The 14,118-nt window shown below is 42.4% G+C and carries 13 protein-coding genes; 3 read left to right on the top strand and 10 right to left on the bottom strand.

The window, feature by feature from the left end; genetic code table 11:
• The first annotated feature begins 5 nt into the window (after positions 1-5).
• Positions 6-884 carry a mechanosensitive ion channel family protein gene (locus tag DB520_RS08660; protein WP_114749284.1) on the top strand — a complete coding sequence of 293 codons (879 nt, stop codon included), beginning with the start codon at positions 6-8 and terminating at the stop codon, positions 882-884.
• A 4-nt stretch (positions 885-888) separates the two neighbouring features.
• Here DB520_RS08660 and DB520_RS08655 read toward each other — a convergent pair whose 3' ends face one another.
• From DB520_RS08655 to DB520_RS08640, 4 genes are read right to left on the bottom strand one after another with little or no spacing between them, the layout of a single operon-like run.
• Entirely contained in the window at positions 889-1,281 is a 393-nt protein-coding gene (locus tag DB520_RS08655; RefSeq protein ID WP_114749283.1) for a (deoxy)nucleoside triphosphate pyrophosphohydrolase, read from the bottom strand.
• A gap of 14 nt (positions 1,282-1,295) precedes the next feature.
• Positions 1,296-2,774 carry a TolC family protein gene (locus tag DB520_RS08650; RefSeq protein ID WP_114749282.1) on the bottom strand — a complete coding sequence of 493 codons (1,479 nt, stop codon included), beginning with the start codon at positions 2,772-2,774 and terminating at the stop codon, positions 1,296-1,298.
• On the bottom strand, positions 2,767-4,077 hold the full coding sequence (locus DB520_RS08645) for an ABC transporter permease (protein ID WP_114749281.1): 1,311 nt from the start codon (positions 4,075-4,077) through the stop codon (positions 2,767-2,769). The genes DB520_RS08650 and DB520_RS08645 overlap by 8 nt, the downstream gene beginning before the upstream one ends.
• A 50-nt stretch (positions 4,078-4,127) precedes the next feature.
• Complete coding sequence (locus tag DB520_RS08640) at positions 4,128-5,447, bottom strand: efflux RND transporter periplasmic adaptor subunit (RefSeq protein ID WP_114749280.1); 1,320 nt, start codon at positions 5,445-5,447, stop codon at positions 4,128-4,130.
• A gap of 176 nt (positions 5,448-5,623) precedes the next feature.
• Here DB520_RS08640 and DB520_RS08635 point away from each other — a divergent pair, with 176 nt between their 5' ends.
• A complete protein-coding gene (locus tag DB520_RS08635) occupies positions 5,624-6,394 on the top strand; it encodes a class I SAM-dependent methyltransferase (RefSeq protein ID WP_114749432.1) in 771 nt (256 codons plus the stop codon).
• A gap of 6 nt (positions 6,395-6,400) precedes the next feature.
• Here the strand turns inward: DB520_RS08635 and DB520_RS08630 are convergent, their stop codons facing one another.
• From DB520_RS08630 to DB520_RS08610, 5 genes are read right to left on the bottom strand one after another with little or no spacing between them, the layout of a single operon-like run.
• On the bottom strand, positions 6,401-7,354 hold the full coding sequence (locus DB520_RS08630) for a glycosyltransferase (RefSeq protein ID WP_114749279.1): 954 nt from the start codon (positions 7,352-7,354) through the stop codon (positions 6,401-6,403).
• Positions 7,354-8,316, bottom strand: coding sequence for a glycosyltransferase family 2 protein (locus tag DB520_RS08625; protein ID WP_114749278.1), 963 nt, complete (start codon positions 8,314-8,316; stop codon positions 7,354-7,356). Before DB520_RS08625 ends, DB520_RS08630 begins: the two co-directional genes overlap by 1 nt.
• 9 nt (positions 8,317-8,325) lie before the next feature.
• Positions 8,326-8,871 (bottom strand): DUF4199 domain-containing protein, encoded by a 546-nt coding sequence (locus DB520_RS08620; protein WP_114749277.1) that lies wholly within the window; start codon positions 8,869-8,871, stop codon positions 8,326-8,328.
• 10 nt (positions 8,872-8,881) lie between these two features.
• The gene (locus DB520_RS08615; protein WP_114749276.1) at positions 8,882-9,394 is read right to left on the bottom strand and encodes a DUF4199 domain-containing protein; all 513 of its coding nucleotides are present in this window, start codon (positions 9,392-9,394) and stop codon (positions 8,882-8,884) included.
• Entirely contained in the window at positions 9,391-10,635 is a 1,245-nt protein-coding gene (locus tag DB520_RS08610; RefSeq protein WP_114749275.1) for an amidohydrolase family protein, read from the bottom strand. The genes DB520_RS08615 and DB520_RS08610 overlap by 4 nt, the downstream gene beginning before the upstream one ends.
• A 326-nt stretch (positions 10,636-10,961) precedes the next feature.
• Between DB520_RS08610 and DB520_RS08605 the strand changes: the two genes are divergently transcribed.
• Positions 10,962-12,779, top strand: a complete 1,818-nt coding sequence (locus DB520_RS08605; RefSeq protein ID WP_198675273.1) for a tetratricopeptide repeat-containing sensor histidine kinase — start codon at positions 10,962-10,964, stop codon at positions 12,777-12,779.
• A gap of 37 nt (positions 12,780-12,816) precedes the next feature.
• On the opposite strand, the gene DB520_RS08600 is transcribed toward DB520_RS08605, so the two are convergent.
• Entirely contained in the window at positions 12,817-14,109 is a 1,293-nt protein-coding gene (locus DB520_RS08600) for an acetyl-CoA hydrolase/transferase family protein (protein ID WP_114749273.1), read from the bottom strand.
• Positions 14,110-14,118: the final 9 nt, after the last annotated feature.

The raw sequence follows: 14,118 nt of genomic DNA, 5'->3' as shown, positions 1-14,118 counted from the left end.
ATTTGATGAATTTTGGAGACTCTTTCGAAAAACTTAAGGAAATCTTTCTAGAAGATATTGAAGATTTTAACAGCCTTATTATAGGCTTGCTGATCGCAGGAGTCGTTTTGGTGGTCTTTATATTCATTTCCAAGTGGATTAAAAACCTTATTGTAAATAAACTCAACAGACGTGGAAATGACCACTTGCTTGTGGAATTTATTGCCGCAGGGGTAAGGGGAGTGATCATCTTGTTTGCCCTTACTATTATTTTTAGGTTTTTTGGCCTTACCGGCATTGTAAGTGGGATCTTGGCAGGAGCCGGGATCACCGCATTTATTGTAGGCTTTGCCTTGAAGGATATAGGTGAAAATTTCCTTGCTGGCATTCTATTAGCCTTCAAAAGACCCTATAGGATTGGAGATATAGTGGAAATAAATGGAGTGCGGGGAAGGGTATTGATGTTAAACCTAAGGGACACCCAGGTAAAAACCCCTGATGGGAAGGATGTTTTCATTCCCAATGCAAGTATTATTAAAAACCCATTGACGAATTTCACCATAGATGGGTTTTTAGCCTACAGCTTTGTAGTAGGGCTGGACTATGGATGTGATTACGAGAAAGCCATGGTCCTAATAAAAAACACTATCACCACTGTGCCAGGAGTGTTAAAGGGAAATAAAAAACCTACTATAAATGTGACGGAGTTAGCGGCTAGCACTTTAAATGTAACCGTAACCTATTGGGTAAACACCCACAATAAGTCCCAGCCGGATCCCAAAGTTAGGTCTAACGCGATTTTGTCTGTGCTCACTGCACTTGAAGAGGCTGGATTCAATTTACCCGGAAACATCGTTGAGCTGAAAAACCACAACCAGCTCCCGATAAAACATAACCCTACATAAGGTATCAGGAAAATTTTTGATGAACCTCTCTTGCCACGGGTAGGTCTGCGTCTGCCCAATCCAGGGTAAGAAGTTCAGAATGTGCTAGCCATTTATAAGACTGATGTTCCAAAAGAGTAAGATGGCCACTCTCAATTTTCGCCAAAAATGGAACCAATAAGATTTGGGAATCCTCGTAATCATGAGTTACAGGGTTCAACCTTGCTACTAGGCTAATCTTCAAGGACAGTTCCTCTTCAATTTCCCTTACCAAGGCATTTTCTTCAGACTCACTTTCTTCTATTTTTCCTCCTGGGAATTCCCATTTTAAGGGCAAGGGCATGATCGTACTTCTTTGAACGGCCAAAAACAGCCCCTCTTTTTCTATCACAGCACAAGTAACCTTAAGTCGTTTCAAGCTCTTTTTATGGTTTATTCTTCCTCTGGTATATAAAGCAACTGTCGGTTCTCAAAATCATATAAGGTAGACTTTCTTAATTCATAATATGCTGTCCAGAAATCCCTTAAGGATTGTACATATTCCCTTCTGTTCTTGTCTTTTTCTTGTTGGGCAATATTAAGGTCGGTTATCGTCACATTACCACTTTGGTACCGCTTAAAGGCTATTTCATAGCGCTTATCGGCTACCTCATCCGATAATTGCGTGATTTCTAATCGTTCCCTTAGCATTTCGAAATTTTTGACCATAGTGAAAATCTCCTGCTCAAAATTGATGATGGCCTGATCCACCTCATAATTGATCAGTTTTTGATTTGCCTTGGCCCTACTCATCCGGGCTTTGTTTCTTCCCCAATCTAAGACCGGCACACCAAAATTCAAACTTACTAAGGCTTGTGTATTGGGGTCTGTGAAAATTTCCCCGAAAGCAAAGGCGGCATTATTGTATCCATAGCTTGCATTAAGACCCATTTGGAACCGTTGGCCTCTGGCTTGTGCCACACTTTCATCCGCCTGTAATCGTTCTCGTTCAAATTGAGTAGCATCTGACCTGTTTTGAAAAGCATATTGAAGAGCTTCATCCACATTCACTTCAAATTCAGGAATCTCCCCAGGCAGCTCCAGGGATAAGTTTATGGTCTCATTTAGGCCAATAAAGGACTTAAGTACCAAAGAGGAACTTTCCATATCCAACCTGGCCCCAGCCACATCTTGCTTGGCTTGCAATACCTGAAGTTCTACCTGTAGCAATTTATCTTCATAGGTAGTACCTATATTGTACCTTCCCCTCTCAATTTTTAGGATCTCCTCGGAATTTTTAAGGTTCTTCGTAGCAATGTCCAGGTTCACCTGAGCCACCAAAAAGTTAAAAAAGTAATTCGTCACCCGCTCACTGATGTTTTCCATATCCTCTACAAAGGTCCTTTTACTTTCCTCATAAAGTAAAGGTTCAATCATTTTATCCCATTTCAAGGGGTTGAAAGCAAAAATTGGCTGGTATAACCTAACATTGACAGGAACCCCACTCCATCTGGTAGTAGGCTGCCCCTCTCCAGTCAAAAAGTTGTCAAACCTGTTAGTAGAACTATTGACTGAGATTGTTGCCCCTGTAGCAGCAATTTCTTGTTGTAGGCCCAACTCCAAATCCATTAGGTTTTGCCTAATTTCCCGAAACTCAACCGTTCCATCTGGTTGAATTACATTGCTAAACTCCTGTCTGTAACTTGGCACAGTACCGCTCAACCGTAACTGCGGGTTATAATTGGACAAATGAAAACGATATCCCCAATACATGTTTTCCCTACGGGTATCCGCCCTTAAAGCGGCAGGGGATTGGGTCTTGGCGCGTTCCACAATGTCTTCTAACGTGAAGGATACGGTCTCCTGAGCTTTAACAGAAAAAATGGCCACAAAAAAAAAGAGGGCCATAAGTGGGTAAAATTGTTTATTCATATCGAAGTGAGGTTATAGGATCCTGACTAGCAGCCCTCTTGGCCGGTGTTATACCAAACACCAGTCCCACTGTGGCTGCGACTCCAAAGGAAAGTAATATAGAAGGTAGTGTAATGATGGTAGGAAATTCGGCAAAGGCAGATACCATGTGCGCTAGAACCACGCCCAGAATCACCCCGATTATTCCTCCGGAAATACTAATCATAATGGACTCAAATAGGAATTGGTTAACAATATCGGATTTTTTTGCTCCCAACGAAAGTCTTAGGCCAATTTCTTTTATTCTTTCCATCACAGAAGCCAACATGATGTTCATGATCCCTATACCGCCTACCAATAAAGAAATGCCGGCAATGGCACCCAGTACTATGTTGAAAATATTTTGTGTTCTTTGTTGCTGCTTAAGCAAAAGTTCCGGTATGGTGATTTCAAAGTCCACCACTCCAAAGTGCCTTCTTTCCAGCATTTTGGAGAGGACTTCGGCAGTAGGAGATAGCATTTCGCTTTCTGCTACCTGAACCGTAAGCTTATCGATCTGATGATAATTACTGCTTCCGGATTCATTGTCGACCAAGTCAGAGCGAACCACCTTATCCCTGTCCTTGTACCTGACCAGCATGGTTTGTATGGGGATGTAAACATCCATATTGAAATCTCGGATACCAAGTTTGGACACACTGGACTCCGATACCATTCTTTCCTCCAGTACCCCTATTACCTCAAGCCATTGGTTACCGCTTTTAAGCCTTTTACCTATGGGGTTTTGATTAGGGAAAAACTTTGACTGAACCCCTCTTCCTATTATACATACAGCATCCCCTTTTACCAAGTTTTTTTCGCTGAACATCCTACCCTCACTGAGCCTGAAGTCCAGCACATCGAAGTAGGCAGGGGTGACACCCACCAGCTTTGCGGATCTTCTCAGCCCGCTTTTTACAATATGCGTGTCAAATATTATCTCGGGGCTTACATTTTGGATTCCTGGCAAATTATCGGTTATGGCCTTTACATCCTGTAGCTTTAAACCAGGTGAGAATTTCCCTCTTTCTTCTTCCACACCTGCATCTTCATCTACCTCCCCCTCCACTTGTTCCACTATAGGCTCTATTACTATGTTATTAACCCCTACAAGCTTGATTTGCTCCAGAATTTCCTGTTGAGCGCCGTTTCCTATAGCAAGCATGGCGATGACTGCGGCAACGCCAAAGATAATACCTAAGGCTGTAAGTAATGAGCGTACTTTATTGGATATTACTGCTTCAAAAGCAATATAAAAATTGGCTTTTAGCCTTTCGTCAATCATAAATAAAGGTTTGATATTACTGGAAAAAGCTTTTCTTCAAGAAGCTTTCCTTATTCGTTCTGAAGAAAGGATTGGGTTTTTTCTGCAGTTACCCTTGGCTCTGAAGCGTCAAGGTTGCGTTTTCCATCCAATTCATCAAGAAGCCTTACGGCTAAGTTATCCCCCCAACTTGGTGTAGAAAGGTATACCCTATCACCATCATTTACTCCTTTTTCAATAACAACATCATTGGCGTTGGACATGCCCATTATTACCTCTTGCTTTACCCCGTTTTTAAGATAAACATAGTTGATACTGTCGTTCTCTACATTGATTGCCTCCAATGGTACATATACCACATCTTCAAGTTGCTCCGCAATAATGGAGTTGCTGGTGGTCATGGAAGGACGAAGAGATTCATCGGATTCATTAATCTGCACAATTACCTCAAAAACCTTTGCGTCGGAATTAGGCCTCTTTTGACCCACATTGGCCACTTTTGTCACCTTTCCGGTAAATTTTTTGTCAGGGAATGCATCCAATCCTATTTCCACTTCCTGCCCTGTATTTACTGTTCTAATGTCTACCTCGTTGACATAGGTAATACTCTGCATGGTGGTAAGGTCTGGCAAGGTGGCTACTACTGGGTTCCATGAACTTATCTGAGAACCTTCCTTAACCTTGCTACCCCTGTACTTTACATGAATAACCATGCCGTCTTGGGGTGCTTTAACCACAAACTTATCTAAAACCTCTACCATTTGGTTCACTTGGGCTTCTACTTCCCTAAGCTTGGCAGATATCTCCACCATCCTGGCTTTTTCCTGCATGGTCTTGATCTTGTACCTGTCATTGGCTTGAGACAATTCCCTTTTAGCCTTTTCCAGATTATACTCATTTTGCTTTATGATGGCCGGTGGTTCGTACTGGGACTGTTCCAGGATCAACTCCTGCTCCTGAACCACATATTCCAAATTCAGGATATTATCCCTCTCTTCCCTGAGGTTCAATGAGGTATCCAATTGGGTCTGCTCAAATTGTGCCTTAATTTGTTCCAAATCGAGTCTCTTGTCCTCCAATTTGTCAAAAAGCTCTGTTTTATCTATAGAACAAATGAAATCACCCTTTTTGACTACAGTACCCTCATCGATCATCTTTTCTATAGTAAACGAGCCGACTCTAAATCTTCGGGCTTCACTTGGGCCAAAGACCTGTACCGACCTCAAGGCTTCCAATTCACCAGAAGTGTTAATTTCAACCTTAAATTTACCTTTCTTTGCCTGTGCAGTAATGTCACCCAAATTGGTGGTGCTGCTAGATCCCAAGGAAAAATATAAAATAGCTATAACAACAATACTACCTATCGCTGCATATATGACGTTTTTCTTCATTTCTTTAAAATTTACTTTTACAAATTTACGCTTTTCATTATCAAAGCTTTACCCAGTAACCAACTTATATGTCCATTGAAGTAATAATTCTCATTTCAATCAAACTTGACCATTCTTTTCATGATTATCTTTAACTATTCTTAACTTGCGTCCTAGAATTTACTAGGAAAATAATGATGAAATCCTTGGTCAGTTGGGTAATCCGACATATCCCAAGAAAATACTTGCAATTATTTAGCCACAATTTGCTTAAGGTTGCTTCCCTATTTTACAAAGGAAAAAATGTCACATGTCCAGTCTGTGGAAGCAGATTCAGGAAATTCCTTCCCTATGGTAGGGCAGCGAGAGAAAATGCATTGTGCCCTAATTGCCTGGCACTGGAAAGACACCGCTTGATGTGGCTTTTCCTGAAAAGAGAAACTACCTTCTTCCAAGACCGACTCAAAGTGCTGCACATTGCCCCAGAGCTTTGCTTTATAAAAAGATTCAAAAACCTTTCCAACATCGAGTATATCACTGGTGACCTGGAATCCCCACTGGCAGAGATCAAGATGGATGTCCATGATATTCCTTTTGAGGCTAATAGCTTCGATGTGGTATTTTGCAACCATGTTTTGGAACATGTGGATAGCGATAGTAAGGCATGTAAAGAAATCAACCGGATTCTCAAGCCTTCCGGTTGGGGCATCATCCAATCCCCCGTCTACGACCTTCCAGAAACCCTCGAAGATATGGCCATTTCATCCCCAAAGGAGAGAGAAAAAGTGTTTGGTCAGAGTGATCACGTAAGAAAATACGGGCGGGATTATGCTAAAAGGTTAAGTAAATCCGGGCTTAGGGTTGCGGAAAACCAATTTGTGAAATCCTTGTCCACCGAAGAAATCAAAAAATACGCCCTCCCACCCGAAGAGACCATCTATTTCTGCTCCAAAGGAGAAAGGGATTAAAACTGGTTACTTTTTCCCGAAAAACCCCGCAGCAATTCCCGCACCATAACACCATAACTGTCCATGGGAAGTAAGCAGGGCCATTAGGGCCACTACAGGGGAGGAATACCGCCACCCAGTGTCAATTAAAAGCGCACTAACCCACACTAACCAAAGTATCCAAGCAATACCGAACAACGGGGGAATAAAAAGTAAAAGAAAAGGCAAGGCGAGGAATCCCAACAGAAAGACTAAAGGCAGGAGATGTACCATTTTTACGGCATCAGTATGAAACTTTCTAATAAACATCCTATTTTTCCCAAACTGGTAGCTTTGGCGGAAAAAGGAAGCTAAGGTATTTTTCCGTTTATGCCACACAGAGGCTTCTGGCACTAATTCCATTCGGAACCCTGCCTTTTTTATGCGCATGCTCAATTCAATGTCCTCTGCACGGTTGGGATCCAAGAATCCCCCGAGCTTTTGGTAAACCTCCCTGGAAAACCCCATATTGTATCCCCTGGCTTGATACTGCTTGCGGTTTCGCAATTTGCCCCTAATGCCCCCAGTGGTCAAAAAAGAGGTCATACTATAGTTCATGGCCTTTTGCCATCTGGTAAAATCACTCTTGGCATCGTCGGGACCTCCGTGCCCATCCAGTTGCCTTGTAACTATCGCCTCCTTTACTTTTTCAAGGTAATTAGGGGGAATCACACAATCGGAATCAAAAAACACAAAGTAATTCCCATTTGCAAGTCCCATCCCTGTATTCCTAGCCATACCTTGACCTGCATTGTCTTGATAATGATAGGTGATTTGTAATTGATCCCTGAAAGAGTCTATCTCCTTTTCACAGGTTACCGAAGACCCATCCTCAACAATTATTACCTCAAAGTCCTTTAAAGTCTGTTTACTGAGGCTCTCCAATAATTGACATATCTCATCGGGCCGGTTGAAAACGGGAATGACTACCGAAAAATCCATCAATCTTCCAGGTTAATCTCCTCAGCAATATTGTAATCTGTTCTTCTGGAATTGTTGGAGGTCATCATTTCGGCCAAAAAGCCTGTCAGGAACAACTGAACGCCAATAATCACTGCCACCAAAGCGAGGAAGAACAAAGGCTGTGCTGTAATTTCCCTTACCGGAATTCCCTTGCTCAGGCCCTGTATTTTTTCAATGATTAGCTTCAGGGTAATTGCAAACCCGGTAAAAAAGGACAAGGAGCCCAGTGTGCCAAAAAAATGCATGGGGTTTTTCTTATACCGATTAACAAAAGAAACGGAAATCAAATCCAAAAATCCATTTATGAACCTTTCTATACCAAATTTTGTGGTGCCGTATTTCCTGGGTTGGTGGTCCACCTCCTTTTCACCAATTTTTCCAAAACCATTCCATTTGGCAATTAGGGGGATGTAACGGTGCATTTCACCATAGATATGAAGGTTTTTTACCACCCTTAGTTGATAGGCCTTTAACCCGCAATTGAAATCATGTAAATGGATCCCTGAAAGCAACCTGGTCACAAAATTGAAAAATATAGAAGGGATAGTTTTGGAAATGGGGTCTTTCCTTTTCTTTTTCCACCCAGATACAATTTGAAAACCCTGCTCCTTGATCATGGCATACAAAGCGGGTATTTCTTCCGGGCTGTCTTGCAAATCCGCATCTAAGGTGACAACTACATCTCCAATTGCCTTGGAGAAACCCATGTCCAAGGCGGCAGATTTGCCGTAGTTTCTAAAGAACCCCACCGCTCTTATCCGCTGATCGTTTTTGCAGAGCAACTTGATTACTTCCCAAGAACCATCGTCACTTCCATCGTCCACTAAAATCACCTCAAAGGTAAGGCCTTCTCTTTCCAAGACCTCCCTAATCCAAGAGATAAGTTCGGTGATGGATTCTTCCTCATTATAAACTGGAATGACAACAGAAACTTGAATCATAGTTGCTTTTTAATAGTTCAGTGATTTATCCCTTTTCTTTAGGATTGCGGCTACAATAAGTGCCATAAGCGCATAAAAGATAAAAGAAACCCCTAACCCCTTAATTTGCCCTACAATGGTATAGGAACCAACCATGCTCTCCCTCATTTCATCCAAGTCGTCGGCAGAAAGACTATCCCCTGCCCCAAACTTGTCCATCATTTCCAAAACTGAGCTTAGTTGCTTTTCTATCAACACTTCCGGCAGGGCTGGGTCTATCACATGATACAGCAAAATATTCCCTATGGTATAAATTAAACCGGCAACGATCAAGGCCACAAAAGAGAACTGAAAAGCAGCCCCATAGGTCAAATAGCCACCAACCTCCTTACGGTATTGTATGCCGAAGTAAATCAATAATCCAAAAAACAATACCAAAACGAAGAATGCAAACCAAAATCCAACCAAGGCAGAAGAATCGAATGCATAAATTAAGAAATTGATAATCACCATAATCAGGCCCATCATGCCTCCGGATCTCAGGGCGGATTGGGCGGGTTGTGAAGTAGATTCCATAGGGTTTTATTTAAAGTTTGTTCCTTCTCAAAATTATGGAAATTATGATGGACAAAAACAAACCGAACAGTATTTTCCAAATAAAATCGTTCAGCGGAAAGTGGTAAACCCTCATGTCCTTCACCTCTTCCAGCGTTTTCAAATAGGCGTTTTCCCCTACTTGCTCCCTTAAGCCCACCCCTTCGGTTTCCAACATCTGCACTCGTTCTGCCTTTAACTCCCCAAAAACCTCCGGAAAAACCGACAAGGAGGCATATATTCCCAGAAAGGAAATGGTGGCGATGATAACATAGGTGAAGAACCCCACAGACATGCCATGGGCAAAACTCAAATATTCATTATTCCTGTACTTCTTAAAATAATATATGCTAATCCCTATAAAGAGGCTAAGATTCACAAAATTAAACACAATACTCATGGTGATGGGATCCAGATCCACCAAGTAAAAAACCCAGAAACCGACCAATGCCAATACACCGCCGAAAAGGCCAAAGGGATATGCAGAAATTAAATACCTATTCATAAATGTTGAGAAAATTTCCCCTTGTTGATGACGAATTTCACCCTGCCCTTGAGTTGACGGTTAAACCAGGGGGAGTTTGCACTTAGGGAAACATTGTTGTTTTGGTCAAAATACCAAGTCTCCTCAGGGTCAAAGATGGTGAGGGAATCCCATTCCTCGGAGCGCCTTCCCAAAACGCCCCTGGGGCCATCGGTGATCTTTTGGATAAGCAGTGGCCATCCCAGTTCCTTTTCCAGCATAGCCAATCCAGGAGCAAAAGTCTGCAGCCCTATCATTCCAAAGGCAGCGAGGTCAAATTCCGAGTGTTTGGCATCAAAATCTAAAGGGATATGATTGGAAACGAGTGCATCGATGGTACCGTCTTTCAATCCTTCCATAAGTGCCACCCTATCTACTTCCTCCCTAAAAGGAGGTAAAACCTTCAGGGCGGTATCAAAGCTGACAAGATCCTTATCTGTAAACAGCAACTGGTACAAAGAAACATCCGCAGTCACAGAAAGACCCTCTTCTTTTGCTTTTCTTATGAGATCCACCGACTTCGCAGTGCTGATAGCTTGAAGGTGCAATGTTCCCCCCGTATATTTTAATATCGATAGATTCTTTTGTATTGCCATCTCCTCTGCGAGACCCGGAATTCCCTTCATACCCAACTTTGTGGAAACAATACCCTCATGCATTTGACCAAAAAGCGCAAGCAGGGGGTCATAGGAATGGTCAAAAAGGATGCCTCCGAATTTCTGAAGGTATTGTAATGCTTTCATAAAGCGGTCAGAATTAGCCAAAGGGTGAATGCCATCACCAAATATCTTCACGCCATAATGGGATAAGTCAATCATTTCGGTGAAATCTTCCCCGGCAGTGTCCTTGGTTACCGCTGCTTGCACGTGTAAGGTTGGAAACATCGCCTGGCTTTTTTGCTGTATGTAGGCTACCTCGTTTTTGGATTGCACCACCGGCACGGTATTGGGCATAAGCACGGCCTCGGTGAAGCCACTCACCCTCAACCCCTCACAAAGGCTTGCAATGGTTTCCCTGAATTCCATCCCTGGCTCAGAAGCCAAGCACCTTAAATCCACCCATCCCCTAGAACCCAAAAATCCAGTACAATCCACTGTGGTGAATCGATCCGGAAGTTGTTCTTCAGTAGTTTTTTTTACGGATTTACCATCATAAAGAAAATCGGAAGCTTCTTTAACTTCACCTTCGGCTACAAACCTGAGTGATTTAAATAGAATAGACATATACAGAGAATTTGTGCAAAACTGCAATTTTATTCTTTAAAATGGAAGGAATTTCGGCTTGCTCACCACTTTACCTGAGGTCTCCATGAAGAACAGCGTATTGATCAAATCGGCTGATTGTGAAAATCAAAAAATTCAGACAGGTTTTTTTATATTAATTATATTCACAAAAGAATTTTTTAAATTTGACAGCGTTTATACGATTTAGCCAAGTAAAAACTTATTATTGAACGCTTTTTGTTGTGATGCAAAGAATTGGGTTTGATTTACTCTCGATACTCTTTTTACTTTTTTGCTTTTCCTTAAAGGCAACAGGTCAAAATAGTGTGGAAAATAAGATTGCTCTGCATTTGGAGAAGGCAGAAGCTTATCAATATGAGGACAGGGACTCTGCCCTGCTTCATATTGAACACGCAGAAATTCTCGCTCAGGAATCCAACTCCCCTTACTGGAAAGCGTGGGTACAAAACCGCAGAGGAGCTGTATACTACATCTTAGGTGATTATGATGTAGCCCTGGAATCCTTTGTGGATGCACAGCGTGTATTTGAAGACCTGAACGATCAGTCAGGATGGGTATTTGCCATGAATGGTCGGGGTTTGGTTTTTCTTGGGCAAAAGGAATACGAGGAAGCTATCAAGACCTGGGATAAATGCCTGGAAATTAACAGGACCCTTGGGGACAGCATCAGCATGGCAAGGAACATGTTCAACTTGGGTATTAGTTATTGTGAATTACAGGAATACGACGAAAGTCTATCGCTACTCACCAATGCGCTGAAGCTACTGGAAACCGATCCCCAAAACGTGCTGAACCTGATGGTGAAAAACAGGATGGCCCAGGTGCATTTTCACAAAAACCAATTAGAAACTGCCGTCAGGCTCTATCAGGAGGTGCTTTCCGCCACGCATTCATTAAACAATTGGGAAAAGACCTATGCCTATACCGGATTAGCAGAGATTGCGGCTTTACACCAAGACTGGGAAAAAGCAAAATCTTATGGGGAAAAAGGTTATGAAACCGCAATACTGGTTGGAGCACATTGGGATTTAGAAAGGGCCACCGGTGTTTTGGCAAGTGCTCATGAAATGTTGGAAGAATTTCCTAATGCACTGCATTTCACCAAGATCAACAAGGCTTATGGGGATAGCTTGTATAACACCGAAAAAGACAAACAAATTGATAGACTACAGCTCAAATTGGCACAAGCAGAAAATGAAACTCTACTAGCAGAACAGCAAGCTGCCATGCAACAAAGCAAGAGGAAGAGCTATGGGCTAATCCTCTCCTTTGTACTTTCTGCTTTGTTGGGAACCTTTATACTCACCTACCACAAAAACCTGAAGATAAAGGAAAAGTTGAACAAGGAGCTATTGGAAAAAAACAGAACCATCAAAAACCAGCACGAGAAAATCCAAAAACACAACCAAGGTCTTCAGGAAATCAACGAAACCAAAAACAAACTTTTTTCCATTCTTTCCCATGATCTGCGTTCACCCCTACATTCCATCATTCAACTGATCGAGATGTATTTGGAAGGCTACTTTAAGGAGGAGGACAAGGAGGATGCCTTGCGCATGCTTTACGAACAGGTAAAGAAAACAGAAAGTATGCTGGATGGACTTTTGAATTGGGCCAACCAGCAACTGGACAGCCTTGAGGCCAGGCCAATGGCATTCCAAAGTACTGAGGTCATTGAAAACCTTATAGACCTTTATGATTATCAAACCCAATCCAAGAAATTAAAAATCTCACATGAATCCAAGCCTCTCCCTCCCATTTGGGCGGATAAGGGACAGTTTCAAATCATAATTCAAAACCTTTTCCACAACGCCATTAAATTCACCCCAAACGAAGGGGAAATCAAAATTTATTACAAACAGGACAGCAGCATGATTCACCTGCACATCAAGGACAGTGGAGAGGGAATGGATGAGGAGTCCAGAAAGAACTTTCTATCTGATGCTGTAGGTGGAAGGATGGTTTCTCAAATAGGTACAAACAACGAAAAAGGAACCGGATTGGGCCTTTTACTGGTAAAACAGTTTGTGCTCAATAATCAAGGCATCATCCAAATTCAAAGCCAACCCAATAAGGGCACGGAGTTTATTCTTTCTTTTAAGAAAGCATATACAGAGAATTAGGGTAATGGATTCAGAGAAACCAACTACTACTTTAATTTTATTTTGCCGGATACATAAAGCTCCCAAACCTCTCATAAATTGCCTTATCGAGCATTTCATGATGCTCAGGGGCGGCTATGGCCTTTAATGCATGGGCTCGCTGCCTTAGGTTTTTCCCGTATAAATATGCCACACCATATTCTGTGACTACATAATGAACATGTGCGCGGGTGGTGACCACCCCTGCACCTTCTTTTAAAAATGGAACGATCTTAGACTGTCCTTTTTTAGTCGTGGAATTTAGGGCCATTATAGGCTTACCTCCTTCCGATAAGGCTGCACCCCGCATAAAATCCATTTGCCCCCCTACACCGGAATAATGGTAACTTCCAATGGAGTCGGCACATACCTGCCCGGTAAGGTCTATTTCCAGTCCACTGTTAATGGATACTACCTTGGGGTTTCTTCGGATCACTGCAGTGTCATTTACATAGGCTGCCTCATGAAAAGAAAAAAGTGGATTGTCGTTTACTGCTTGATACAGCTTTTTCGAACCTATGGCAAAGGAACTTACGATTTTACCTGGATGCTTTGCTTTATACCTATTGGTAATGGCTCCTGATTTTAACAGCTCAACCACCCCATCGGAAAACATCTCGGTATGTACACCCAAGTCCTTATGATGGGTCAAGGCCCTCAGGGTTGCATCCGGTATCGCCCCTATGCCCATCTGAAGAGTAGCACCATCCTCGATTAACTCCGCGATATACAGCCCTATTTTTTCCTCATTAGGGCCTATTTTGGATGCATAATTCACTTCAGGCAGGGGTTCGTCTACCTCTATTGCAGCATGGAACTTGCTGTAATGGATAAGTCCGTCACCATGGGTTCTTGGCATTTGCTGATTTACCTGGGCGAGGATAAAGGTAGCCGTTTCAATGGCTGGTTTTGCAATATCGACAGACACTCCCAAAGAACAATAACCATGCTGGTCAGGTGGTGAAACTTGAATAATGGCAACATCTATGGGAAGTACTCCCCGCCTGAAAAGAAACCCAATTTCACTCAAAAAAATGGGTACGTAGCCACCTTGGTCGGAATTTACAGCCTTACGCACATTTTCAGAAACAAACAATGAATTAATAAAGAAACTTCCTTTGCAGGATGGGTCTGCCAGGGGCATGTCGCCCAAAGTGGTGATGGATACTATTTCCACTTGTTCTAACTCATCCTTTCTGGCCTCCAATGCCCGCAGTATTTCAGACGGGGTGGCCGCAGATCCGTGGACGAATACCCTTTGGTGACTATTAATTATAGAAACTGCTTCCGCAGGTGAACTGTAGGTAATCATGTAAACTAT

Origin of the sequence: Pleomorphovibrio marinus (assembly GCF_003347495.1) — a bacterium.
In the GTDB taxonomy this organism is placed as follows: domain Bacteria; phylum Bacteroidota; class Bacteroidia; order Cytophagales; family Cyclobacteriaceae; genus Pleomorphovibrio; species Pleomorphovibrio marinus.
Note: the sequence above shows the minus strand (reverse complement) of the source record. Positions and strands in the feature narration are given on the sequence as shown.